This window comes from Pseudomonas sp. TH31 (assembly GCF_016650815.1).
Lineage (GTDB): Bacteria > Pseudomonadota > Gammaproteobacteria > Pseudomonadales > Pseudomonadaceae > Aquipseudomonas.
This window is the reverse complement of sequence record NZ_JAEKEZ010000014.1, coordinates 234,480-259,276: the sequence shown is the minus strand read 5'-3', so window position 1 is coordinate 259,276 and position 24,797 is coordinate 234,480. Positions and strand designations below refer to the sequence as shown.

At 57.5% G+C, this 24,797-nt stretch carries 24 protein-coding genes and 2 pseudogenes; 19 read left to right on the top strand and 7 right to left on the bottom strand.

What is annotated here, in order from left to right:
• Window positions 1-15 precede the first annotated feature (15 nt).
• Window positions 16-560: pseudogene (rfbC, locus tag JFV26_RS11595) on the bottom strand (dTDP-4-dehydrorhamnose 3,5-epimerase).
• 164 nt (window positions 561-724) lie between these two features.
• Here rfbC and JFV26_RS11590 point away from each other — a divergent pair.
• The 11 genes from JFV26_RS11590 (at window position 725) to JFV26_RS11540 (ending at window position 11,788) form a co-directional block, all read left to right on the top strand.
• Window positions 725-3,637, top strand: coding sequence for an aminotransferase (locus JFV26_RS11590; protein WP_201192362.1), 2,913 nt, complete (start codon window positions 725-727; stop codon window positions 3,635-3,637).
• A 304-nt stretch (window positions 3,638-3,941) separates the two neighbouring features.
• On the top strand, window positions 3,942-4,820 hold the full coding sequence (gene aguB / locus JFV26_RS11585) for an N-carbamoylputrescine amidase (protein WP_201192361.1): 879 nt from the start codon (window positions 3,942-3,944) through the stop codon (window positions 4,818-4,820).
• A gap of 4 nt (window positions 4,821-4,824) precedes the next feature.
• Entirely contained in the window at window positions 4,825-5,931 is a 1,107-nt protein-coding gene (aguA, locus tag JFV26_RS11580) for an agmatine deiminase (RefSeq protein ID WP_201192359.1), read from the top strand.
• 244 nt (window positions 5,932-6,175) lie between these two features.
• Window positions 6,176-6,388, top strand: a complete 213-nt coding sequence (locus JFV26_RS11575) for a hypothetical protein (protein WP_123598111.1) — start codon at window positions 6,176-6,178, stop codon at window positions 6,386-6,388.
• A 354-nt stretch (window positions 6,389-6,742) separates the two neighbouring features.
• On the top strand, window positions 6,743-7,414 hold the full coding sequence (locus tag JFV26_RS11570) for a DsbA family protein (RefSeq protein ID WP_201192357.1): 672 nt from the start codon (window positions 6,743-6,745) through the stop codon (window positions 7,412-7,414).
• Between the two features lie 18 nt (window positions 7,415-7,432).
• Window positions 7,433-7,828 carry a nuclear transport factor 2 family protein gene (locus JFV26_RS11565; protein WP_201192355.1) on the top strand — a complete coding sequence of 132 codons (396 nt, stop codon included), beginning with the start codon at window positions 7,433-7,435 and terminating at the stop codon, window positions 7,826-7,828.
• Between the two features lie 236 nt (window positions 7,829-8,064).
• Entirely contained in the window at window positions 8,065-9,351 is a 1,287-nt protein-coding gene (locus JFV26_RS11560) for an OprD family porin (protein WP_201192353.1), read from the top strand.
• Window positions 9,352-9,581: 230 nt separating this feature from the next.
• Window positions 9,582-10,328: a 2OG-Fe dioxygenase family protein gene (locus JFV26_RS11555; RefSeq protein WP_201192352.1), complete on the top strand. Its 747-nt coding sequence runs from the start codon at window positions 9,582-9,584 to the stop codon at window positions 10,326-10,328.
• A 13-nt stretch (window positions 10,329-10,341) separates the two neighbouring features.
• The gene (locus tag JFV26_RS11550) at window positions 10,342-10,779 is read left to right on the top strand and encodes a GNAT family N-acetyltransferase (RefSeq protein WP_201192629.1); all 438 of its coding nucleotides are present in this window, start codon (window positions 10,342-10,344) and stop codon (window positions 10,777-10,779) included.
• Window positions 10,776-11,492 (top strand): AzlC family ABC transporter permease, encoded by a 717-nt coding sequence (locus tag JFV26_RS11545; protein WP_201192350.1) that lies wholly within the window; start codon window positions 10,776-10,778, stop codon window positions 11,490-11,492. Before JFV26_RS11550 ends, JFV26_RS11545 begins: the two co-directional genes overlap by 4 nt.
• Entirely contained in the window at window positions 11,471-11,788 is a 318-nt protein-coding gene (locus tag JFV26_RS11540) for an AzlD domain-containing protein (RefSeq protein ID WP_010464672.1), read from the top strand. The genes JFV26_RS11545 and JFV26_RS11540 overlap by 22 nt, the downstream gene beginning before the upstream one ends.
• Here JFV26_RS11540 and JFV26_RS11535 read toward each other — a convergent pair.
• Window positions 11,705-12,631 carry a LysR family transcriptional regulator gene (locus JFV26_RS11535; RefSeq protein ID WP_201192348.1) on the bottom strand — a complete coding sequence of 309 codons (927 nt, stop codon included), beginning with the start codon at window positions 12,629-12,631 and terminating at the stop codon, window positions 11,705-11,707. The two genes, JFV26_RS11540 and JFV26_RS11535, sit on opposite strands and share 84 nt — an antisense overlap.
• A 322-nt stretch (window positions 12,632-12,953) precedes the next feature.
• Between JFV26_RS11535 and JFV26_RS11530 the strand changes: the two genes are divergently transcribed.
• The 3 genes from JFV26_RS11530 (at window position 12,954) to JFV26_RS11520 (ending at window position 15,954) form a co-directional block, all read left to right on the top strand.
• Window positions 12,954-13,364, top strand: coding sequence for an MbcA/ParS/Xre antitoxin family protein (locus JFV26_RS11530; RefSeq protein WP_201192346.1), 411 nt, complete (start codon window positions 12,954-12,956; stop codon window positions 13,362-13,364).
• Window positions 13,364-14,041: an RES family NAD+ phosphorylase gene (locus tag JFV26_RS11525; protein ID WP_201192344.1), complete on the top strand. Its 678-nt coding sequence runs from the start codon at window positions 13,364-13,366 to the stop codon at window positions 14,039-14,041. Before JFV26_RS11530 ends, JFV26_RS11525 begins: the two co-directional genes overlap by 1 nt.
• Window positions 14,042-14,340: 299 nt before the next feature.
• A complete protein-coding gene (locus JFV26_RS11520) occupies window positions 14,341-15,954 on the top strand; it encodes a Fic family protein (RefSeq protein ID WP_201192343.1) in 1,614 nt (537 codons plus the stop codon).
• A gap of 71 nt (window positions 15,955-16,025) precedes the next feature.
• On the opposite strand, the gene JFV26_RS11515 is transcribed toward JFV26_RS11520, so the two are convergent.
• Complete coding sequence (locus JFV26_RS11515) at window positions 16,026-16,319, bottom strand: DUF3077 domain-containing protein (protein ID WP_201192341.1); 294 nt, start codon at window positions 16,317-16,319, stop codon at window positions 16,026-16,028.
• 310 nt (window positions 16,320-16,629) lie between these two features.
• Between JFV26_RS11515 and JFV26_RS11510 the strand changes: the two genes are divergently transcribed.
• The 5 genes and pseudogenes from JFV26_RS11510 to JFV26_RS11495 all read left to right on the top strand — a co-directional run bounded on the left by JFV26_RS11510 (window position 16,630) and on the right by JFV26_RS11495 (window position 18,592).
• Complete coding sequence (locus tag JFV26_RS11510; protein WP_201192339.1) at window positions 16,630-16,809, top strand: hypothetical protein; 180 nt, start codon at window positions 16,630-16,632, stop codon at window positions 16,807-16,809.
• A gap of 157 nt (window positions 16,810-16,966) precedes the next feature.
• The gene (locus JFV26_RS11505; RefSeq protein WP_150747378.1) at window positions 16,967-17,149 is read left to right on the top strand and encodes a type II toxin-antitoxin system HicA family toxin; all 183 of its coding nucleotides are present in this window, start codon (window positions 16,967-16,969) and stop codon (window positions 17,147-17,149) included.
• Window positions 17,150-17,287: 138 nt separating this feature from the next.
• Complete coding sequence (locus JFV26_RS11500; RefSeq protein WP_201192337.1) at window positions 17,288-17,689, top strand: type II toxin-antitoxin system HicB family antitoxin; 402 nt, start codon at window positions 17,288-17,290, stop codon at window positions 17,687-17,689.
• A 219-nt stretch (window positions 17,690-17,908) separates the two neighbouring features.
• Window positions 17,909-18,031 (top strand): annotated as a pseudogene (locus JFV26_RS34825) (hypothetical protein); the annotation flags it as partial.
• 3 nt (window positions 18,032-18,034) lie between these two features.
• Window positions 18,035-18,592, top strand: coding sequence for an SDR family NAD(P)-dependent oxidoreductase (locus tag JFV26_RS11495; protein ID WP_446739919.1), 558 nt, complete (start codon window positions 18,035-18,037; stop codon window positions 18,590-18,592).
• A gap of 104 nt (window positions 18,593-18,696) precedes the next feature.
• On the opposite strand, the gene JFV26_RS11490 is transcribed toward JFV26_RS11495, so the two are convergent.
• The 4 genes from JFV26_RS11490 to tnpC all read right to left on the bottom strand — a co-directional run bounded on the left by JFV26_RS11490 (window position 18,697) and on the right by tnpC (window position 24,794).
• Window positions 18,697-19,227 (bottom strand): AAA domain-containing protein, encoded by a 531-nt coding sequence (locus tag JFV26_RS11490; protein ID WP_201192334.1) that lies wholly within the window; start codon window positions 19,225-19,227, stop codon window positions 18,697-18,699.
• The gene (locus JFV26_RS11485) at window positions 19,224-21,068 is read right to left on the bottom strand and encodes an AAA domain-containing protein (RefSeq protein ID WP_201192332.1); all 1,845 of its coding nucleotides are present in this window, start codon (window positions 21,066-21,068) and stop codon (window positions 19,224-19,226) included. The genes JFV26_RS11490 and JFV26_RS11485 overlap by 4 nt, the downstream gene beginning before the upstream one ends.
• Window positions 21,065-22,027, bottom strand: coding sequence for a hypothetical protein (locus JFV26_RS11480; protein ID WP_201192330.1), 963 nt, complete (start codon window positions 22,025-22,027; stop codon window positions 21,065-21,067). The genes JFV26_RS11485 and JFV26_RS11480 overlap by 4 nt, the downstream gene beginning before the upstream one ends.
• Window positions 22,028-23,246: 1,219 nt before the next feature.
• Window positions 23,247-24,794 carry an IS66 family transposase gene (gene tnpC / locus JFV26_RS11475; protein WP_201189251.1) on the bottom strand — a complete coding sequence of 516 codons (1,548 nt, stop codon included), beginning with the start codon at window positions 24,792-24,794 and terminating at the stop codon, window positions 23,247-23,249.
• Window positions 24,795-24,797 lie beyond the last annotated feature (3 nt).

Here is a 24,797-nt window from a genome sequence, read left to right as displayed (position 1 = left end):
GATTCACACGGCGTTTCAGGAAAAGACGTCAGCGTCCTTGAAGAACGAGGCGGCCGCGTCCTTGCCCGACAGTTTTGGCGCTTCATCCAGTTGCCAGTCGATGCCCAGGTCCGGATCGTCCCAACGAATGCTGCGCTCGGCCGACGGGGTGTAGTAGTCGGTGGTCTTGTAGAGGAACTCGGCGAACTCGCTCAGTACCACGAAGCCGTGGGCGAAACCTTCTGGCACCCACAGTTGACGATGGTTGTCGGCGGACAAACGTACCGCCACCCATTTACCGAAGTGCGGCGAGCTGCGACGGATGTCCACGGCCACGTCGAGCACTTCACCGGCCGTGACACGTACCAGTTTGCCCTGGGTATTTTCCAGTTGGTAATGCAGGCCACGCAGTACGCCTTTTTGCGAGCGCGAGTGGTTGTCCTGAACGAACTGAGTGCTCAGGCCGGTCGCTTCTTCGAAAGCCTTGGCGTTGAAGCTTTCGTAAAAAAACCTCGCTCGTCACCAAATACCTTGGGCTCAATGATCAGTACACCGGGCAGGTCGGTGGTGACTATGTTCATGGGTTTCTCCAGCGTGGGACATTGATGACCGACATTCTTGCGCAAAGTGCCGGCTGGTGCGAGTCCTGCGATTGTCTTTTGCTGTGCGCCAACCAGGGCGGGGGTTGCGTCTGGCTCCAAGCGGTGGCGATATAAGCGCCTAATAAAATTTCAGGGGTCGTTGTATGCCGCTCGCCACGTTGATTCACCGCGCCAGTTTGCCCAGCCCGCAAGTGTCTGCGGAGCAAGCACTAGAGCTGTTGCAGGCACATTACGGGTTGAACGGGATATTGCAGCCCCTGGGCAGTCAGCAGGATCTCAACTTTCGTGTCGACAGCGATCGTGGTCGTTTCGTCCTGAAAATATGTCGTGGCGACTACTCGGCGCTCGAGTTGCAGGCCCAGCACGCAGGGCTCAAGCATTTGGCCGAACATGGCGGTGTGCAGGTGCCGCGGGTGATTCCCGCCAACAATGGCGCAGACCTGCTCTCGCTGGAAGTCGGCGGTCAGCCTGTCCATATGCGCCTACTGGATTACATTGAAGGCCAGCCGTTGACGCACCTCGATTACTTGCCGGGCTCGGTGGTGGCCGGATTTGGCCGGCTCTGCGGCGAAATGGATCTGGCCTTGGCCGCTTTCGACCATCCAGGCCTTGAACGCACCCTTCAATGGGACGCCCGCCACGCCAACGCATTGATCGCCCATTTGTTGCCAGTCATCCAGGATGATCGGCAACGCGCGTCGATTGCCGAGGCCGCCGAACAGGCAGAACGACGTTTGCTGCCGTTAGTGGCGAAGCTGCCGGTGCAGGCGATTCACATGGACGTCACCGACGATAACGTGGTCTGGCAGCGCGATGCACAACGCCGGTGGCAGTTGCAGGGGGTGATCGATTTTGGCGACCTGATTCGTACCTGGCGCATTACCGATCTGTCGGTGACGTGCGCGGCGCTGCTGCATCACGCCGATGGCGATCCGTTTTACATCTTGCCGGCGGTTCAGGCCTATCACGCGGTCAATCCGTTGCAGCCTGAAGAGCTGCTGGCGTTGTGGCCGCTGATCATGGCCCGCGCGGCGGTGCTGGTGCTCAGTGGCGAGCAGCAGGTCAGCATCGATCCGGGCAACGCCTACAGTCGCGACAATCTCACTCATGAGTGGGAAATTTTCCGCGTTGCTACATCGGTGCCGTTGGCGCTGATGGAAGCGGCGATCCTGACCGCCGTCGGCCAGAGCCTGCCGAGTATTGGCAGGGAAGGGTTTGCGCCGTTATTGCCGGGGCTGGTGGGGTGCGAGTTTGCCTTGATCGATCTGGGCGTGCTCAGTCCGCATTTTGAGGCTGGTAACTGGGAGCAAGCAGGTATCGATCGGCGTCTGCTGACCGAAGCGGCGGCAGCCCACGGTTTGGCGGCCAGCCGTTATGGTCAATATCGTTTGTCCCGTACCCGACCGGACAGTGCCGCAGAACCGGACACTTGCCCGCTGCACGTCGAGCTACGAGTGCCCCACGGTACGACGGTCGAGTCACCGTTTGCCGGTGTCGTCCACCAGCCGGAAGTGGGTGTGCTGCAACTGGATGGTCCGCAACTGAGCGTGCGGCTGTGGGGCGTCACGCCGTCGCTGCATACCGGTGCGGCGCTGGTCAAAGGCCAGGTGCTGGGTTCGGTCAGCGGGTCTTTGGTCGTGCAGTTGAGCCGTGAGGCTTCGCTTAACGCTCCGTTGTTTTGTACGCCGTCACGCGCGGCGGCCTGGCAAGCGTTGTGCCCTTCGCCCGCAGCCTTGCTTGGGCTGGCCTGTGACGCTGAAGCAGAGCTTGATTCGCAGACATTGCTGGCCCGTCGCGACGCCAGTTTCGCCCGCACCCAAAAACACTATTACGTCGACCCGCCACGCATCGAGCGCGGCTGGCGCAACCACCTGATCGACATGCAGGGCCGCTCCTACCTCGACATGCTCAACAACGTCGCGGTGCTGGGGCACGGTCATCCACGCATGGCTGCCGTCGCCAGCCGTCAGTGGTCGATGCTCAACACCAACTCGCGGTTTAACTATGCGGCGGTTGCCGAGTTCTCCGAGCGCCTGTTGCAGTTGTCGCCGGATTCCATGGACCGAGTGTTCCTGGTCAACAGTGGCAGCGAGGCCAACGACCTGGCGATTCGCCTGGCGTGGGCCTACAGCGGCGGGCGTGACATGCTCAGCGTGCTTGAGGCCTATCACGGCTGGACGGTGGGCGCGGACGCGGTCTCGACCTCGATTGCCGACAACCCGAAAGCCTTGAGCAGCCGCCCTGACTGGGTGCATCCGGTGACTGCGCCGAACACCTACCGGGGCGAATTCCGTGGCCCGGACAGCGCGCCGGACTACGTGCGCAGCGTCGAACACAACCTGGCGAAAATCGCCGGGCAGAAACGCCAACTGGCCGGTTTCATCTGCGAACCGGTGTACGGCAATGCCGGCGGTATCTCATTGCCGCCGGGGTATTTGCAGCAGGTGTATGCGCGGGTCCGCGCTCAGGGTGGCGTCTGCATCGCCGACGAAATACAGGTTGGTTACGGCCGCATGGGCCACTTCTTCTGGGGCTTCGAAGAGCAGGGCGTGGTACCGGACATCATCACCATGGCCAAGGGCATGGGCAACGGCCAGCCATTGGGCGCAGTGATCACCCGCCGGGAAATCGCTGAAGCGCTGGAGGCCGAGGGTTACTTCTTCTCGTCGGCCGGTGGCAGCCCGGTCAGTTGCCAGATCGGCATGGCGGTGCTCGATGTGATGGAAGAGGAGAAGCTCTGGGAAAATGCTCTGGTCGTGGGCGGCTACTTCAAGGAACGGCTTGAAGCGCTGATCGATATTCATCCGCTGGTGGGCGCGGTGCATGGTTCCGGCTTCTACCTGGGTGTCGAGCTGATCCGCCATCGTGAAACCCTGGAACCGGCGACCGAAGAAACCACGGCGCTGTGTGACCGGTTGCGTGAGCTGGGGATTTTCATGCAGCCGACCGGCGATTATCTGAACGTCCTGAAGATCAAACCGCCGATGGTGACCTCGCGCCAGAGCGTGGATTTCTTTGTCGACATGCTCTCGAAGGTGCTCGCAGAGGGCCTGTAAACACCTGATCCATTGTGGGAGTGAGCCTGCTCGCGGTAGCGGTGGAACATGCGCCATTGATGCTGGCTGGTCCACCGCTACCGCGAGCAGGCTCACTCCCACAGGGGCAGGGTTTAAATTCGATTATTATCTGGTTAATTTGCTTTTATTTAGACGGATGGAGTTGTTGTAGCTTTTAAAGCCGATATTTATCGGCTATAAAGTCGCCACTGCCCACGGCGTGATCAACCACGCCCGGTGCTTCTCGTTCTGTCATCGGTCGACCTCACACTCGACCTTCAAGCAATTGCCCAGGAGATGATTCATGAGCCGTATCGTTACCGTCGCCGCTACCCAGATGGCTTGTTCCTGGGACCTTGAAGCCAATATCGAGACCGCCGAGAAGCTGGTCCGTGAGGCCGCGGCCAAAGGTGCGCAGATCATCCTGATCCAGGAGCTGTTCGAGGCCCCGTACTTCTGCCAGAAGCCGAACCCCGAGTACCTGCAACTGGCCACGACCGTTGAAGACAACGTCGCCATCAAGCATTTCCAGAAAGTCGCCAAAGAACTGCAAGTCGTGCTGCCGATCAGCTTCTACGAACTGGCCGGCCGCGCGCGTTTCAACAGCATCGCGATCATCGATGCCGACGGCTCAAACCTCGGGATTTATCGTAAAAGCCACATCCCGGACGGCCCTGGCTACCACGAGAAGTATTACTTCAACCCGGGCGATACCGGCTTCAAAGTCTGGAACACCCGTTACGCGAAAATCGGCGTGGGCATCTGCTGGGACCAGTGGTTCCCGGAGTGCGCCCGCAGCATGGCGTTGCTGGGCGCGGAAATCCTGTTCTACCCGACCGCCATCGGCAGCGAGCCGCACGACAAGACGATTTCGTCCCGTGACCACTGGCAGCGCGTGCAGCAGGGCCATGCCGGCGCCAACCTGATGCCGCTGATCGCCAGCAACCGCATCGGCAATGAAGAGCAGGACGGCTACGACATTACCTTCTACGGCTCATCGTTCATTGCCAACCAGTTTGGCGAGAAGGTCCAGGAACTCAACGAAACTGAAGAAGGCGTGCTGGTTCAACGCTTCGACCTCGACGAGCTGGAGCACATCCGCAGTGCCTGGGGCTCGTTCCGTGATCGTCGCCCGAACCTATACAATGCGATCAAAACCCTCGACGGTTCCCTGGAGTCCTGATCCCATGAGCACTTTACACAGCACCCCACGCGCCGACGGCTTCTACATGCCGGCCGAGTGGGCAGCACAAACCCAGACCTGGATGATCTGGCCCGAGCGCCCGGACAACTGGCGCCTGGGCGGCAAACCGGCGCAAGCCGCGCACGTCGCAGTGGCCAAGGCCATCGCCCGTTTTGAGCCGGTGACCGTCGCGGTTTCCGCCGGCCAGTACGAAAACGCCCGTGCCCGTCTGGATGTGCCGAATATTCGTGTGGTCGAGATGTCCAGCGACGACGCCTGGGTCCGCGACACCGGCCCGACCTTCGTCATCAATAACAGTGGTGAAGTCCGTGGGGTGAACTGGGACTTCAACTCCTGGGGCGGTTTTGACGGCGGCCTGTACTCGCCGTGGAGCCGTGACTCGCAGGTCGGCGGCAAGATCCTCGAAATCGAGCGCAGCCAGCGCTACCGCACCGAGGGCTTCGTGCTCGAAGGCGGTTCGATTCACGTCGACGGCGAAGGCACGCTGATCACCACCGAAGAATGCCTGCTCAACCGCAATCGCAATCCGCACCTCAACCGCGCAGACATCGAAGCGGTGCTCGGCGCGAATCTGGCGGTGGATAAAATCATCTGGCTGCCGGACGGTTTGTTCAACGACGAAACCGACGGTCATGTGGATAACTTCTGCTGCTATGTGCGCCCAGGTGAAGTATTGCTGGCCTGGACCGATGACCCGCAAGACCCGAACTACCCGCGCTGCCAGGCCGCGATGAACGTGCTGCAAAGCAGCACCGACGCCAAGGGTCGCCCATTCACGGTGCACAAAATGCCGATTCCGGGACCGCTGTATGCGACCGAGCAAGAGTGCGCGGGTGTCGATCCGGTGGACGGCACACAGGAGCGCAACCCGACCGTTCGTCTGGCCGGCTCCTACGTGAACTTCCTGATCGTCAACGGCGGCATCATCGCGCCAAGCTTCGACGATCCGCTGGATGGCCCGGCCAAAGAGATTCTGCAGGGCCTGTTCCCGCAGCACGAAGTGGTGATGGTGCCGGGCCGCGAACTGTTACTGGGCGGCGGGAATATCCACTGCCTTACCCAACAGCAGCCCGCGCCGCACAAGGAGTGAGTGGGGTTGTAACAGCTTGAGTTGATTGCATATTCAACCGGGCAGCGATTGCCGCACAGCGTATGAGAGAAAGCCCGCAGCCCGTCAGGACCGCGGGCTTTTTTGTATCCACTGATCGACACTTGCGAAATATTGGCACAGCTCTTGTATCTGTGATGGTGCAAAACAGGGAGGGGAGAGCTGCGATGTTCTGTCATAAACCTTGGATAAGTTAGCCGCTCACAAACCGGGAGAGAGCGCTGAAATGAACGCCGAAGTGAATGTAGTGAGCGAGCGGACATTGCATCCCCTGGCAGTCAATAGCGAATCGCTCCAGATCCTTGCGCACTGGTTGAAGTCCAATGGAACGCGTCAGATCAGAGAACCTGATCCGCGCCGGATGATGATCGAGCGCTACCCCGCTGGTTTATTCAGCGAAGCGGAGCTGGAAGCGTTGTGGGATGTGATGGAAGGATAAAAAGAAAAACAACGGATTGATAAAAGCGCTGCCGGGAAGGCGGCGCTTTTTTATGGGCGAAGATTTTTCTTGATCACTGGAGATCAAATGTGGGAGCGGGCTTGCTCGCGAAAGCGGTCGGTGAGGCGACATCTCTATCGACTGACACGGCCTCTTCGCGAGCAAGCCCGCTCCCACAGGTTGGGTGGTGTCTGGTCGGGTCCGCTCCGGGCTCAAGTCGTTGCGGTTGCCGGCCACCCGGGCATTCGACCGATTCCTGAAACAGACTGACCTCCATTCCGGCGTTTTTCCGACACGATCTGAGGGCTAGTCTGCCGGCATCGAGTTTTCCTACCTTTTTGCCGGAGCCTTCCCATGAGCCTTCACTACATTTACGACCCGTTGTGCGGCTGGTGCTACGGTGCAAAACCGTTGGTGCAAGCGGCCCAAACCGTCCTGCCAGTGATTGCCCACGGCGGCGGGATGATGAGCGGCGCCAATCGCCAGACCGTCTCGCCACACTTGCGCAACTATGTGATGCCCCATGATCGACGCATCGCCGAGTACACCGGCCAGCCGTTCGGTGAGGCCTATTTCGAAGGATTGCTGCGCGATGAAAGCGCAGTCTTCGATTCCACACCGCCGACGGCGGCGGTGCTCGCCGCCGAGCAGATTGCCGGCCGCGGGCTGGAATTGCTGGGCCGTTTGCAGACCGCTCACTACGTGCAAGGGCGACGCATTGCCGATGAAGCGGTGTTGTTTGAACTCGCGACGGGTCTGGGCCTCGAACCTCAAATGTTCCAGGCGGCTTTCGAGCAAGTCGACACCGATCGCCACATCAAGGAAAGCCGCGCACTGTTAGCCAAAGTCGGCGGCCAGGGCTTCCCCACCTTCGCCCTGGAACAGGATGGCCAATTCACCTTGATCGACATCGGCCCCTGGCTGGGCAAGCCCGAAGCCTTCGCGGCCTGGCTGCGTCAGTCGCTGCCAACCCAAGCGTCTTCGTCCGAGTTTAAAGCCTGTGGCCTCGACGGCTGCGCCCCCTGATTTCACCTGGAGTCACCCATGGATAACCTGAGCCTGATCAAAAGCACTTACGAAGGCGCGAACGCCCAGGAAAACGCGCGCAACACCGCCGCCGTCCTGGCCGCTGATGCGCAATGGACCGAGGCCGCAGGTTTTCCCTACGCCGGCACCTACGTGGGTTTCGACGCCATTGTCGAAAATGTCTTCAAGCGCCTGGCCACCGAATGGGAAGGTTTTCAGTTCAAGGTCGAGAACTACGTCGCACAGGGCGACAAGGTGTTTGCCTACGGCAACTACAGCGCAACCTACAAAGCCACCGGCCGCCCGATGAATGCGCGCGTCGCGCATTTGTGGACCTTGGCCGATGGCAAAGTCACCCACTTCGAGCAGTTCGTCGACAGCCATACCGTACAACTGGCGCTCGCAGGCAACTGATTTCTTAGACGTTTTTCGCCTATTCACAGACGATTCATGAAATTGACACAGGGTTAAGGGCGCGGATAGGATTCGCGCCAACGCCTGTGGCCGACCGCCACGACTCACAAAACAATAAAAGGCCCGCCGCGATTTTTCGTGGGCGGGCCTTTTTGTTTTTGGGTGAAAAAAGAGCGCGACAGCGCCATTTCAGCCGTTCGGCACAGCGCGTATCAATCGGTAATAAGGAAAATAACATGTTGAACAAGCGAATCAGCCTGATCGCTCTGGGGATGTTGAGCGCTACACAAGCCATGGCTAACGACCAGGCCCAATCCAAGGGTTTTGTTGAAGACAGCAGCCTCAAAGTGCTGCTGCGCAACGCCTACATCAATCGTGACTACAAAGACGGCAACCCGGATAAATCCGAGTGGGGCCAAGCGGCCATCGGTACGTTCTCGTCCGGCTTCACCCAAGGCACCGTCGGTGTCGGTGTGAATGCGTTTGGTCTGTACGCACTCAATCTTGAGCGCAGTGAAGACCGCAGCGGTGCCCAAGGTATCGACTTCTTCAAAAAGGGCGACAGCGGCAACCCGGCCAATGACCTGTCCAAGGGCGGCGCAGCGGTCAAATTCCGTCTGTCCAGCACCACGCTGACCTACGGCGACCAGATGCCGGAATTGCCGGTGCTGAACTACGACAACTCGCGCCTGCTGCCAGAAAGCTACACCGGCACGCTGATCACCTCCAAGGAAATCCAGGGCCTGGTGCTGAACGCCGGTCGCTTTACCGCTGAATCGCGTAAGAGCGCTGAAGGCCGTGACAGCGGTGGCTTGAAGTCGATCAACGTATTGGGCGGTAGCTACCAGTTCACCGAACAGTTCAAGGCTGCGGTTTACGCTTCCGACGTCGAAGACGTGTTGAAGAAGCAATACGTGAATGCCAACTACGTGTTCCCGATCGACAAGGATCAGTCCCTGACCCTGGACTTCAACGGCTACCGCACCAAGCTGGACAATGCCTATGTCCGCGAAAACGGGATCACCGGCGACGACAACAAGATCTGGAGCCTGGCAGCGACGTTCGCCACCGGCCCGCACTCGTTCACCCTCGCTCACCAGCGCAGCACTGGCGACAGCAACCTGGGCTACGCCTACGGCGGCTACCAGAAAGACCAGGGGCGTGTCGGCGACGGTGGCAACACCATCTACCTGGCCAACTCCTACTGGTCCGACTTCAACGCTGAAGACGAACGCAGCTGGCAGTTGGGCTACGGCCTGGACTTCGGCGCTTTCGGCGTTCCGGGCCTGAGCTACAACTTCGCCTACGTGCGCGGTGACAACATCACCACGTCCACCAGCGAAGGCGGGACCGAGCGCGAGATCTTCAACCAGTTCAAGTACGTCGTGCAAAGTGGCCCGGCCAAAGACCTTAGCGTGAAACTGCGCAGCTCGATCCTGCGCGTGTCGCAGAAATCCAGCGAGTACAACGTCAGCGGTAACGAAGTACGTGTGTTCGTGGATTACCCGATCAACATCTTCTGATGATCGGCTGAGTGGATAAAACTCACTCAAAAACCCCGACTGGCTCGGGGTTTTTTTGGCTGTATTTTGGTGAAAACGTTCTAAAAGCGCTTTTTTTGGCATAAAAAAGTCGATTCAAGAGATCTTTTTACCGCGCTTCAAGCAACGCTTGAGATGCCTGAAATTCTTTCTCATGGGCCGAAAATCCTACAGATACTAGATTGAGCCGCTAAATGCAGCGGAGACTAGTAATGATCGTGTTAAACAGAGAAGTTGGCGAATCGCTAAGGCGCGACAAATTTGTCAACGTCCAGGGTGGTGACTTCAATCTCTACGGTCATTTCGCCGACTTCGTCAGACTGACCAGAAGTTGGGAAAACATGGAACCGGACAGCTACTACGGCCAGGCCGAATCCGGTATGCGTTTCCGTCGTTACAGCGACTTCGAATACAACCCGGTGACCCGCGATTTGACGCAGCTGGAACACCGTGCCTATGTTCAGTCCAAGGCCAACAACAGCTACGTCGGTGGAATGGTTCGCCACTTCCAGGACTTCTCCGATGAAGTGATCAATTCGCCGGTGATGCGCAGCCTCATCGACATCGATTTTGAAGTGTACAAAAACGTCTTGCCGCCGGAGTTGCACGATGAAATCTGGCAATGCCAGATCCATCAGATCCGCATCGAGATCAAGCCGGGCAAACAACTGGAAATCACCCCTGAAGGTATTCATTGCGACGGTTACCCGTTCAGCGGTGTGCACTTCTGGGGACGCAACAATGTGGACGGCGCCGAGAGCCGCCTCTACAACGCTCACGAAGAGCAACTGGCGTCGACGACCTATCAGGAAATTCTCGACACCACCTTCTTCCTCGATCGCGACATGCGTCACTACGTGACCCCGGCCCGCAATGTCCATTCCCACGACATGGCGTACCGGCAAATCCTGGCGATTTCCTTCTCGCGGCCCGGGACCGCTTTCGACATTGTTCGCTGAACAGCTCGACCCCATGGACAGCGCCTGTGCATCAGTGATGATGTGGCGGGCCAATGCAAAGGATGCCGTGCGCCTGGAGCGCTTCTTTCGGCAGTTCGACGAAGTGTCGTTCTGCGAGTGGCAGGATGCCAAATGCCTGCGCGGCGTGTTGGTGCAGAAGACCACCACCGCGTACCTGGCGCTCGACCTCAGTGGCGAAGTGGTCGGCGCGGTGCTGGGCGGTATGCTCGGCAGCCGTGGCACCATCAACCATTTGGCGGTGAGCCCGCAATATCGCGCCCAGGGCGTGGGTCAACGCCTGGTGGAAGCGGCCTCGGCGGACATGAAGCGGGTCGGTGTGCTGCGGATGTTCCTGTTCGTCGACGATGCTAACCTTGCCGGCAAACGCTTTTGGACTGCCCAGGGTTTTTGCGAGCCACGTGGCGAAACGACCTTTGAGAGGGACCTATGAATGAGACGTCCAGCAGCCAGCCGCTGATGGTCGAGCCACAACCTTCGCGCACCTTTGCCGAAGCCAGCCCGGTAGTGGCCGGTTACTTCACGGTGGCGTTCGTGTTTGGCTTGATGGCCGTCAACGCCGGGTTGCCCGTGTGGTTGCCGGTCGCGATGTGCCTGTTCGTGTATGCCGGCGCTTCGCAGTTTGCCGCGTTGGCGCTGATCTCCAGCGGCGCTTCGCTGACCACGATTATCCTCACCACGTTTTTGATCAACGCGCGGCACATGCTGATGTCGGTCTACATGGCCAAGGCATTGCGGGCGTTGGGGCTCAGTCGTTTCGAGCGCTGGTGTTATGCCGGCGGGCTGACCGATGAATCGTTCGCCTTCCACAGTGTGAAACTGGGCAGCGGCGCGCCGGTCAATGTGCGTTACCTGATCGGCTTCAACCTGTTTTGCCACACCTCGTGGGTGCTCGGCGGTTTGCTCGGGGCGATCTGCGCACAGTACGCCGCGCACCTGATCAAATATCAACTCGACTACGCCCTGACCTCGATGATGCTCTACGTGCTGGTGTCGCTGTGCAACACCCGCAACAAGCTGATCGCGGCCCTGGCCGCGGTTGCCTGCATGGGCGCCCTGAGCCTGGTCGGCAGCTCGCCGTTCAACGTGTTTATCGCCACATTCGTCGGCTGCGGGGTGGGTGTATGCCTGACCAAACGTTCCTGATCCTGGTCGTCGTGCTGATGATGGCCGTGACCTTCCTGCCGCGCGCATTGCCGCTGCAAGTGAACACCGACCACTGGCCACCCTTCGTCGCCCGGGCGCTGGAATACCTGCCAGTGGCGATCGTCGCTGCGATCAGCCTCACGCCCTTGTTGATCAAGGACCAGCATGTGCAGCTCGATCGCCCGGAATTCTATGCCGCGATTCCGACGTTGTTATGTGCGTATTTCAGCAAAAACCTCTTTCTCAGTGTGGCGGTTGGGACGGCTGCGTACATTGCGCTCGGTTCGTTCATGTAGGCGTAAATCGACGATATCGCTCAAGGTCTGACCCGACAAGTCGGGGTTATTGACCGCCAGCCGCACTTCGAGGAAATCCTCGAAACCCGGGAAAATGCTCAAGCCGTTACGCTGGGCCGCCTCGCGAGACACCATGCCGAGGCCGTCCATTTGCGTGATCAGCGACAGGGTCAGGGTCTCGCTGCAGGAGTAAATCGTCCGTTGACCGGTTTCGTAATTACCGAGACCGGCGTCGAGAAAGCGCAAAAAGCTGTGGGAATACGGACAATCGTCCGCCGGACGCACCTGAAGCTTATCGCCCAGCAACACCAACGGATCATTCTCCTGGCCGCAATGAGCCCCCACCACCTGAACGTGGACATCGGGCAGCACAATGCTCGGCAAACCGGGCTTTTGCGGGCCGATCAGCACGGCCAGGTCGAAATCTTCATTCTTCAGCTTACTGAGGTTTTCCATCGACTCGGCGTAGCTGAATTCCAGCTGATGATCAGGAAACACCTCAAACAGGCGTCCGATCATTCGCCGATTGAAATCCTCCGACAGCGTGGTATTCAGCGCCACCTTCAGCGTGCGCTGACCGGGCACCTTCAATGCAGTGACTTTCTCTTCCATTTGCCGCGTGGCGACCAGGACCTTGTCTATATAGGGCGTGAGCTCCGTGCCCTGCGCGGTCAGGGTCAGGCCCTTGTTGGAACGTCGAAACAGGCGAAAACCAAACTGCTCTTCGACCTTGTTCAACTGCGCGGCCAACGCCTGCACCGTCAAACAGGAATGCTCTGCCGCCGCCGACAACGAGCCGGTCTGCACGATGCGCATGAGGTTGCGTAAGGTTCTGCTATCCATGGGGTAATGCCCTCTAAAGTGGGCTGGCAATTGTTGTGTACCTTGCGGCCTATCCGGCGCCTATGCCGGCTATATTCCTGCACCTGAGCATAGTTGTCGCGGCTTTAGTAGCGAATTGATTCCGCAGCCGATGGCTGGAGGCTTACACAGGATCGGGGTTTTTGATGACTTGAGGGTGATTGGGATCAAAAAAATGCGAAGGGCGTGCGGATTTTTAGATTCGGCGAAGCAAGGGACCAGTGTTCGCTTACGGATTAAATTCACCTATCTATCCGTATCTGTACTAGGCTGGACTTACGCTATTTAAAAGGAGGCCATCCGCATGCCTGCCTCATCCCCAGCACTCAGCCCACAGCAACAACTCGACGCCCCCGAAGCCGGCCGGGTCGCGCTCAAGTTCTTTTTCAACCTCATGGAGCGCTGGGGCTGCAGCGCCGAGCAGCAACGCACCTTGCTGGGCAAAGTCGGCAACACCACGTTCTACAAGTACAAACACCTACCGCCCAACGTGCGTTTGCCCCACGACACCCTGGAGCGCATTTCCTACCTGATGGGCATCCACAAGGCGCTGAGCATCATCTTCAGCAACAGCCGAGAACGTGCTTACAAATGGGTCAGTAGCCCGAACACCGCCGCGCCGTTCAATGGCCAGACGGCCTTGGATTACATGCTGGTCGGGCGGGTGGTGGACATCGCCGACGTGCGCCGCTACCTCGACGGCGTGCGCGGTTGATGGCGCCGGAGCTGGCCGATCCGCAGTGGCCGCGGGCCTATCGGATCGTCAACAGCAGCTTCCCGCCGATCGCATTGTTCGAAGACGTGCTCGCCCCCGAAGATTTGCCGACCGCCTACGCCCTCGAGGCGCTGACCAATGACCGATTGATGGAAGAGGCCGGCGTGCTTTCTCGCGTGCGCCCCGAAGACCGAATCTCCGGGCCCGGCTCCACGCCCGTCATGGCCGCCTTTACCCATATCGGCAAAACCAGCCGCTTTACCGACGGCACCTTCGGCGTCTATTACGCCGCCAGCAGCCAGGCTGCCGCCATTGCCGAAACGAGTTACCACCAGGAACGTTTCCTCGCGGCCACCAACGAGCCGGACCTTGAGTTGACCATGCGTACCTACCTCAACAAAGTCGTCAAACCGCTGCATGACATTCGCCAGCACTATCCGCACCTGCATGATCCGGATACGACGGCGTACGGCCCGGCCCAAACCTTCGCCCGACAACTGCGCGAAACCTTGTCCTGGGGGCTGCTCTACAACAGCGTTCGGTTGCCTGGGCATGAATGTGTTGCCGCGTTTCGCCCGCCCGCCGTGTCCATTCCGAAGCAGGGGAAACATATTCGGTATGTGTGGAGTGCGAGCAGTCGGAGGATTTCGTTTGTGTTTGAGGTGAGTGAGGTGTGAGAGGGAAGGGTAAAAATAGTTAGGCCATTCAGAATGGCTGACCGATTTCTGTACGGTTTTATGCAAAAGTCCTGTTTTATGTTCGTTTTTGAGCACATAAACTCATTTTTATGCATGTGGCGTAAATGTAGAGAACTTGATCTCTAAAGGTGCAAATGCTTTTGTAATCGCTATAAATGTTCGTTTTTATGCATTTCAATCAAAAAATAGTCATTTTTATGCAGGAAAACTTAATTTTGAGCGTTACTCTCCAGTTATAGGCATTTTTGATTTGGCGAAGCGTGTACAGGAGCGTGACCGTGAGCGATTTTCCCGCAGACCCCGTCGGTGCTGCCTGGTTAGCGACAACATTTGCAGTCCTGCCGATGGCACGGTTGCCGGTGTTAAGTCAGATCGGTAGTCGACGGTCGACTCAGGTCGAGGATGGGTTTCGTCTTGAGACCTACACGGAAAATATGCGCCCCGATTCGCACCTCTCATCCCATCTGCAATTTCACCTGCGGCATGAAGTTCCCAGCCTTGAGTTCCTGGCCCGACTGTTCACCAAGGTCGGCCCTGCACCCGTACAGGATTGGTTGAACGCCGAGCCCAGTGGTCAATATGTACGCCGGGCGGCTTTCCTGTTTGAGTGGCTGACTGGCGAGCAACTGCAGGCGCCAGAGCCCATCGGCGGTAAGTACATAGACGCCATCAACGCCGATTTGATGGTGGCCGCCTCACCTGAAGAGGCGGTAAAAGTCCCGCGTTGGCGAGTCAATGACAACCTGCCAGGCACCCGCTACTTCTGCCCAACCATCGTCAAGACAGAGGCCGTCAAGTCGGCTGCCAACCTCGATGTGCCTCAGCTCTTTGGTCAATTGACTGCAGAGTTTGGCGAAGCGCTTCTGCTCCGAGCGGCAGCATGGATGACACTCAGGGAAAGCAAAGCCAGCTTCGCAATCGAAGGGGAGGCGGATCGCTCCACTCGTATCCAGCGTTTCGCCGATGTCATGGCGCGACGCACCGGCCAGGGTGAACTGCCGCTCACCGACGCAGCACTGGCGCAGATGCAAAACGAAATCCTGGGCGCCGTGACAACGCTCACGCGCCTGGGGATTCGTCAGTCCCCGGTATTTGTTGGCGAGACGGTGCGCTATCAGGAAATTGTCCATTACGTCGCGCCTCCCGAGAGCGACCTGGAACGGATGCTGGAAGGCCTTCGCGTCTTTCTGAATCGCACCAAGGGCCAGTCCCCGGTCATGCGCAGCGCTGTCACCGCGTTCGCTTTTGTCTATATCCATCCGCTGGCCGATGGCAACGGCCGGGTGCATCGCTTCCTGATCAACGATATTTTGCGTCGCGATGGGGCCATTCCAGACACGGTGATTCTGCCGATTTCAGCGGTGATCACCGACGACTCTGCCGAGAGACGCCTGTATGACAGCGTGCTGGACCAGGTTTCAAAACCGCTCATGCAGGGCATTCGTGACCAGGTAACGTTCGCCAGTACCCGCACGCAATATCCTGACGGCGTGGTCTCAAACATTGAATTCACCGGCCACGATCAGGCCCGCCCGGTGTGGCGCTACCCAAACCTGGGACCCCACGTGGTGTTCATGTCCAACATCATTCGTCGCACCATCACCGAACAGATGCGAGAAGAGTCGCGGTATTTACGCAGCCACATAAAGGCCCGGCAGGCGATCATGGAGGTCGTTGAAATGCCGGACCATCAGGCTGATCGGCTGTTGCGATCGATGGAGCAGAATGAGGGCAAGCTGACCAACGTATTGGCAAAGGAAATGCCGGTGCTGACCAGGCCGGAAATTTGGTCTGCCATTACCGAAGCGCTGGCTCAGTCTGTACGGGAGGAGGAGCCGATAGACAGTAGCGTGAGTGATCGATATCACCCTACTCAGCCAGTCGGTAGATGACCGACTTGGCCCGCTCAGCCTACGCAAAAAGCCCCGATTGATTCGGGGCTTTTTCATACGTGCAGCGTGAGTTATGTGGCGACGTTACTACGGCGATTATTCCCCGGCGCATCGAGCACCTTCACCACGTCATCGATGATCGCCTTACTCATATCCTGTAAATAATACGACGCCCAGGCATGCCGGTCGGTGTCGCGAACCATGGCCGCGTCGTAGGCGAGCAGTTTGGCGATGTGGAGCAGGTCGGAGGCATGGGAGAGGGCTTTGACCACCGGGACACCGGCGTTGATGCGGAACAGCGGTTGATTGGCGTGGTAGGAGAAGGGGGTGAGGCCAATGGTTTTCAGGTCTTGGGGGATGGTCATTGGGCACCTCCGGTTTTTGGGCGGGGGTGGAAATGAATAGTGCAAATGTTGAATATATTGCGGGCACTCATAATAAGAACTCCGATGGGTCCATGCATCGAATTCGAGTTCTCAGGCCCGGTCGCTGAATTGGCAGCGACGGCATGAAGGTAGCTTGAGGGGGGAGAACGCGCAATCGTGGCAAGGTGGTGGCATAGGGTGAACGTTTTAGTGGTTTTTATGGCTGGCCAATAATTATTGGCCAGCCATAATTTTGATAATCTGGACTGTCTGCCGACCGCTTTGTCGATTTGCTCAAGGAGCATCAGGAATGGATGAAGAACAGAATCAGTTTCAGCAGGATTTGCTGGCGTCCGTGCGTGAGATGAAGGCTGGCCGAGCCCTTCCTCCCGCGCAGATCAAGCACTTAAACAGTGAGAAGCGGTGGAAAGCGCATAGGCCATCGTCAGCGAAACGTCCTCAGGATGTGTCGCAAAAAACTGAGAAATAGCGACACGTTACCGAGCGGGCTACATGAAGCGGAGATTTTTCCTGGCAAAGGCACGCCACCATCCTCCTTGCTCTTCGTTGTGTATCGTGTGTATAAATAACTTGTGCACACCTGAGGCCGTGTGTACCTTACACAACTAGGAGCAAGGGGGGGCAGGATGCGGAGTAGAGAGGTGATTGATCTGATGTTGGCGGATGGATGGGAGGAGGTTGCGGTCAAAGGCAGTCATCACCAGTTCAAGCATCCAACAAAGCCGGGTCGGGTGACGGTTCCACACCCCAAGTCGGAAATCGCAAAAGGAACGCTACACAGCATTTTGAAATCCGCGGGCCTCAAATGAGGCCACGTACCGGCTAAGGCTTATCGCAAGGCCTTCACTGGGACGGCGTAGAAATAACAGTGATGGTCCTTACGGGATCTTGCTGGAGCTCCACGATAGACCGGGCGTATAGCACGTCCGCAATGGAGAGAATGACCAATGAAATTTCCAGTCGTACTACACAAAGACGCTGATTCTGATTACGGGGTGACCGTGCCCGACGTGCCTGGATGCTTTTCTTCCGGCAGCACCTTTTCGCAAGCGCTTGAAAATGTAAACGAAGCACTGGCGTTGCATCTAGAAGGAATGGTCGCTGATGGTGCCGCTTTACCCCAGGGTAAAGAGGTAGACGTCCATTTAGGCAATCCAGATTACGAAGGCGGTGTGTGGGCAGTGGTCGATTTCGATCTGACTCCTTATCTTGGAAAGTCAGTTCGATTCAACGCCTCTCTGCCTGAAAATCTACTGTTGCGTATAGACGAGAAGGTCAAAAAAGATCACCGCTACGCATCACGCTCCGGCTTTTTGGCCACAGCGGCGTTGCGAGAGCTGGCCGTCTGATTAGTAGATTAGTGAATTATAGAAATAAACACATTGAAGGCGGCTATGGCGCCTTTGTTTATTTCTGACCCCTGCCACCGGCATCGACGAGTCGCATTTCGTTGGAGCGAGTGCATGGGGGGCGGCCTTCAATATGCTGTGTATCTATAAAGTATTTTTCAACGGTTGGTGCCGAGGTTATGAGCCACGAAGACACAGAGAGAGCTGCCAGGGTAAGTGATGCTCTGCCGCAATGGCTGCTTTTGCTACGGGACGAAACCGTATTGCTCGCGCGCGCCATATCTGCCCGAATTCAAGAACTTCATCCTTGTCTTCCCTCCTGGCTCGGGGATCAAACCGCTGTACGTGGTGCTCAGCACTCAGTTGGAAAAAACAAACATCGCGATAAAGAGTTCGAGGAAGAGATCTTCCCTGAAGGACATGGTCAACAACGCCGGGATCTTCGTCGCCAAACCGTTCACCGCCTACACCCAGGAAGACTACGCCGCCGTGTTGTCGGTGAACCTGAATGGCTTCTTCTACATCACCCAACTTGCGATTACCGAGATGGAAAAGCAGGGCAGCGGTCATGTGGTCAACATCACCACCAGCCTGGTGGACCATGCGATTGGTGGCGTGCCGTCGGTATTGGCTTCGTTGACCAAGGGTGGCTTGAATGCGGCGACCAAGTCGTTGGCCATTGAGTACGCCAAGCGTGGGATTCGGGTGAATGCGGTGAGCCCTGGGATTATCAAGACGCCGATGCACAGTGAAGAAACTCACACGGCCCTGGGCGCACTGCATCCGGTTGGGCATATGGGTGAAGTTCACGACATTACTCAAGCGATTGTCTATCTGGACACTGCAAACTTTGTTACCGGCGAGATTTTGCACGTTGATGGTGGGCAGAGCGCCGGACACTAAGACGTTTCCAAAATGCATAACTAACAAAGCCCTGATCGTTCGATCAGGGCTTTGTTGTTTGAGACTTCACAGCGGGTAGTTGGTAACCATCCATACGCTTTAAATCAGGCCTCGGCCTTTTGCGTGATGACTCCAAAATCCTGTCTCTTCCAACAAGGCATGGCTGACTCACCCATCGCAGCTTTTTCGAAGTAAGGCAGCTTCCCCCAGAGTTCGATATCGCCTACCAGGTAAACATGGTGTTGGGCACGGGTCAGTGCCACGTTCAGCAGGTTGGGTTTGGAGGATGCCCACTTCGCCCCGCCATCGTTTTCGGGGTCCGCGCCCAGCACCATGAATACCGTTTTTTCTTCTTTGCCCTGGAACGTGTGTACGGTGCCAATGCTGCGTTTAGCCCAGCGTTTAAGGTCTTGGCGGTCAGGCGCTGGGTGTTTCCAGGCGTGGTTCATGATGTGTGCACGCAATGCGAGACGAATAGCCTTGAAGGGCGAAATCACGTAAAGCGCTGGCAAAACCTCGTCGCGATGAAAAAGGTGATCGATCACTTTGATCATGAATTCAATCTGCTCGGGCACCGCTTGTTTGTGCTCAACGGCTCCGCGGATATCTACCCAGCCACTTGGCAGGTCAATCAAAGGGGGGCCGCAGGGCTTCGATCAGACAGGCCAAAGACCATTTTATTATCGTAGGCGATGCGATTGGCCAAGGTGAACATCGGGTCGTGGCAGCGACGGTGCACGCGTAAGGGGCTACCCACCCACAACATTTCATCCATGAATGGCGCGTAGGCACCAAAACGATTGGCCTGGTCGGCCAGACGTTGCACGGAGACGGTATGAGGCGCGTATGCGCCGTCTGCGGTGACTGGGTTGAGCTGGCCCAGCGCATTGATCAGGGGGGTAGGGAGTGTAAAGACGGGTTCGATTTGCAACGGATCGCCGACCACGACACATCGTCGCGCACGCCAGAGTGCACCGACTGCGGCTTGAGGAACCGCCTGTCCGGCTTCATCGATAAAGACCCAACCCAACGAACCGGGGCCTACACCACGGAACTGATTGGCGAAGGACGCGAAGGTGCTGGAAACCACGGGCACGACCATGAAAAGGTTTTGCCAGATTTGCAGGGCATGGCTTGGGTCTTCAGGCGTTTTGTTGGAAAGCAGTTTGGATATAGCGACGAGGTTACTGGAAAGCGCGCCACCCTTCTGCGCCGTTTCGTGCACCCAGGCTTGTTGCAGAGTCAGTGCGCTGGCGAAGAGCTCTGAGCGCAGAAGATCCAGTTTTTCGTCGTGCCAGAGACCTTTTATCTGGAACTGTTCATCGCTCATCAGCTCCATTGGGTTGATCGGTAGGCGTGGCTTGCCCAGCTTGGCCTGAAGGTTGTCACGTTCCTTAACCCAGCCTTGCCATTCAGCCTGCCGGCCATTTAGCTGCTGTTCACAGGTCCGGGCGCTTTCTGTCGCTGCGTGCAAATCCTCCGCGAGCGCCGTTGCTACTGAGTTCAAACCCTTGAGTTTTTCGTGAGCATCCAGCTGACTTTGCGCGTTGCTCTTGCGACGTTCAGCGTAAGCCTTTGCTTCGCGAGTCCTCCACAACCGTGCCCACCAACCCGGTGCAGTGCGGTCAATAAGGTGTTGCTCTTCGGTCAACTGTTCCAGGGTATGTTTTGCCGACTGTTGGTCTTTGCAATGAGTGACTTTCAATGCCGTGAGGCCGCTGACCCGACTGTTTGCCTGTTCCGCCAGGACAGCAGCGGCGGCGAGAAAATCAACCTCGGTTCCCTGGCTGAATATGTCCAGCAGCTCGGCGAGCCTTTCGCGCTCAACCAGCGCCTCGCGCACGGCTTGATCGACCTTTTTAAACGCCTCACGGGCCTGAATGAAGGTCAGCGCATTCGGCTCTTTGAGCCAATCCCAGATACGCAATGCCTTCTCGTTGTTCTGGGTTTCAAGTGTGAACATGCTGAAGCGTTCATTGAAGCGGCTACGATTTCGGGCGTTACCCAGCGCACAGCTTATAAGCCCCCATGGCATCTGGTCGCCCACAGGAGAAGTCGCGACGCGCTTGCCTTCCTGTACCGCAATGTTGTGAGCCACGGGCTGCAAGTAGGCGGCGGACTGCCAAGGTTTGTTCAACGCCTTTCGTTTCACCAGGTCGACGGAGATGTTCTCGACGGCGGCATTATTGGTTGACGTAACAACCATTTCGAACCCGGTCAATGCGTCGATCAGCGGCCTCAAATTGACTGAGCCCGAATCGCCTTTAAAACGCACTTTGGATGTTTCTTTGACAAAGGCGTCATCGGCTTTGGCCAAGCCAGCCAGTACTCGCGTTCGTTGAACGATGTTATCGGCAAACAAATCCCGCAACAGTGTGGTCTTGCCCGTTCCCGGTGGACCGTTGACCGCGAACAAACCGCCATCCTTGAGATCTTCGCGTATCTGGTTGAGGGCAAACTGCTGCATCAGGCTCATGGATTGGTCAGGGGCGGCCAACCAGTGTCCCGGTTGAGAAAGCGCGGGCGCAGTGCCTGTAAAAGCGCCGCACAGCCCTTGTCTGAATACAGATCGATGCGTTTTTCAGTCGCCAGGGGAATCAGGTATTGCTCAAGTGCTAGAGGAACGTTGCCACTGCGTACGCCCTGAATTGCACGCTCGATATCTCGGATATAGAAGCTGTTGAGGATATCCAACTCCTCTAGCACCTCTTCTTCCTCGTCGTCGTCCTCTGCCGGTGGTGTCTGCGGTGCGGCTTTTTCTACAGGTTTGGCAGATTTGCGTGTTTTGATCTTCGCGGTGAGCACCGCAATCGGTTGAGCTGTCGGTGGACTGAAACTGGCCCATTCGCATAGTAATGATTGAAGCGTCAGCACTTCCGTTGCATCTAACCCATGACCCGCGAATGGTCCTCGTTGACTCATGAAGTTGCGCAGCAGCACAAGCAGATTTTGCCGGGCTCCATCGAAAGCGTCATAGCTCAGGGAATGGAGGCCACCCGTCAGCGTCTGCCCTAACGCCCACGGGGCGGTGGAAATGGAGATTGAGTCAATGATGGGATGCCCCGCTTTGTCCAGCGGCAGCTTGGCAAAGCACGTCAGGCCCTCAAGGTCTGTCCGCGCCTCTTCCTCAAAAGCGCTTGCGCTATTGGAGGCTGTGTCGGACTTGGGCAAAACACGTTCGCAGACTTGGCTGATGGCCGACTTATCGAAAATGCCGAGGAACAGGTTGTAGCCAACCACTTCCTTTTCTTCATTTACATCGATGCCCAGCCACTCTGCGCCGAGTGATTGCTCAAGCGTGCTGCGAAGAAGTGTTTTGGTTTGCCACTCGTCAAGATCGTCCAGGAATTGATCCAGGCCGTAAGGGATAAAAAACTCGACTTTATGCCAATAATCCAAAATTGCGAGGGTTGTTGCCTGAGTGTTGGATGCCAACGTACTGATTCCCGAAAATCCTTATTCGAGCGGCCAGTGTACAACGGATGATCAGCGCGCCCATCGTTGCCCGGAGGTTTTTAAGGCGTGGACGTAATGTGGACACCCCAGAAACAACAAAGCCCTCGTATTTCTACGAGGGCTTTGTTTTGTATGGTGCCGGCACCAGGAGTCGAACCCGGGACCTACTGATGTATGCGTCCGGGCATCCCGTCTTGCACCCTGGGAGAGCAGGAAAACAGAGGTAACACATGGGTCAGTTCGTATAATTACATTAGACGGTGTTTTAACTGATTTCTGTCCCCCAAATTTGGCACTGATTCGAGAGTGTTTTCAGCCACCCTCCATCGGTTTGCCGGAATTCAATTGGCCATGTTTTAGCTTTGGCTTGGCCCCCTTGCGTGACCAGGCAACCGGAGCCCCATGCTGGTTTGACCAGTGCAGGCGTGAATGAACCTGAATTGGGTCCATGTGCGCCACGACAATATCGCCCTCGGTGCGATATGAGTGCTGATCTGGGTTGTGTCGGGGCGTTAGGGGTGGCGTCCGGGTTGAGATGGTGTGGCGTAGGTGCGTCTACGGTGCTTTCAGTTGAAAGTCGTCGAGAAATAGACGGTGTTTTTTAGGTGCGGATTAGGGCTCGCTGAGTGCTCAGTGGGTGCTTATAAGGGTTGGGTGAGTGTGGTGCGGGGCGTTCCTGGGTTTATATGGATCGGTGATGGTGCCGGTCGGGGCAGAGCGCGCACCCAAAGCACCCAAACTGCCAAGAAGGATGTTGACGGAGGGAAGCCTGCTCGGTTCCCTCCGAAAATAGCTGAGTTGTCCGAGAATTTTGCGGAACAGTTTCGTGTGTCGATCATCACGAGAGGCGACACGTTGCTGCACCTGATTGACCACTACATACGGCGAACCTTCGACAACGGGCGGAGGATGCCGCCTCAAGTTTGCAAAAGGCTATCGACCTCTTCCCCGTTGTTAGCGAAGGGCTTCGCTACCCCGTCAAGGTCACCAGGAGCGCCGGGAAATCTCTACCTTGCGCTCAGAAGCAAAGGTGGTGGCACAGACTCGTTGGCCTGGCTGATGGAAATCGAAACGGGGCAGCTATCCGCATATTGATTCCATTGATTGGCCAGGCGGGTGCAGAACAGATGCTCGATGCGCTGAATAAAGTGCAGGAGGTTTCGGATGAAAGTGCGGCCGGGCATACCGTCTTGCGCAACTAAACCGGTTGCCATCTATGCGGCAGCAGTTCGGCAATCGCACTCGCCCGCTGCGTCGGCAGGCGCGTGAGGACGTCCTTCAAATAAGCATACGGATCATGTCCGTTGAGCCGTGCCGATTGGATCAAGCTCATGATCGCGGCTGCACGTTTGCCACTGCGCAGTGACCCAGCGAACAGCCAATTTTTGCGACCTAACGCCCATGGCCGAATCTGGTTCTCGGCCCAATTATTGTCAATGGGTACGGCACCGTCATCGAGATAGCGCGACAGCGCCGTCCAACGTTTGAGGCTGTAATCCAGAGCCTTGCTAATAGCCGAGCCGTCGTGCACGAGCTGGCGCTGGGCGATCATCCAGGCATGCAAAGCGTCCATCACCGGTACGGCTTTTTCTTGCCGTATTCGGCGGCGTAAATCCGGTTCCAGGTCGCGGACTTCATGCTCTATTTCGTACAGCCGCTGGATGTACCTCAAGGCCTGCTCGGCAAGCTGGCTCTTGTTGGTGGCGTGCAGCTCGAAGAACTTGCGCCGCGCATGAGCCATGCAGCCGATCTCGGTCACGCCGAGTTCAAAGCTGGCCTTGTAGCCGCCAAAATCATCGCAGACCAGCTTGCCCTTCCAGTCTTGCAGGAAGTTGCGGGCGTGTTCTCCGGCGCGGCTAGGGCTGAAGTCGTAAACCACCGCCGCCAATTCCGAGAACTGGCTGGTGGCGTAGGCCCAGACATAGGCTCGATGGGTTTTCTTCGCACCCGGCGTGAGCATCTGCACCGGCGTTTCATCGGCGTGGATTACGCCATGTTCGAGGACAGTATTACGCAGGGCATCGACCAGCGGCTGTAACTGCACGCCACAGTTGCCGACCCATTGCGCCAGGGTCGAACGCGCGATAGCCAAACCGGCTCGACCAAAAATCGATTCCTGGCGATAGAGCGGTAGATGGTCGGCGAACTTCGCGATCATGACGTGGGCCAGCAGCCCCGCGGTCGGGATGCCTTTGTCGATGACCTGCGCCGGAACCGGTGCCTGGATCAGGGTTTCGCACTGATCGCAGACCCACTTGCCACGGATGTGCCGCTCAACGGTGAACACGCCCGGCGTGTAGTCGAGTTTCTCGCTGACATCCTCGCCGATACGCTTGAGAGCGCAGCCGCACTGGCAATGGCTGTTGTCGGGTTCGTGGTGGATCAGAGTGCGCGGAAACTGCGGCGGCAAGGCGGTGCGTTTAGGTTTTTGCCGAACCTCGGTCGAAGCGGGAGCAAGTTTCAGCGCTTCAAGTTCAGCCTCGATGGCCGCAATGTCGGTGTCGATCAGGTCATCGAGCAGGCTGGCTTGATCCGGGCTCAGTTGCTCGCTGCGCTTGGCAAACTTGAAGCGCTTGAGTTGCGCAATCTCGTGGGTCAGCTTTTCGATAACCGTTTGGTCGCGGTGGATCTTCTTACCCATTGTCTCGATTTTCTGATCGAGACTCTCGACACGCTGCATCAACTGCGCCGCCAGAGCACGCAGTTGTTCAGGGTTTAGTTGGTCGAGATTGGGCAGTGAAGTCATGCC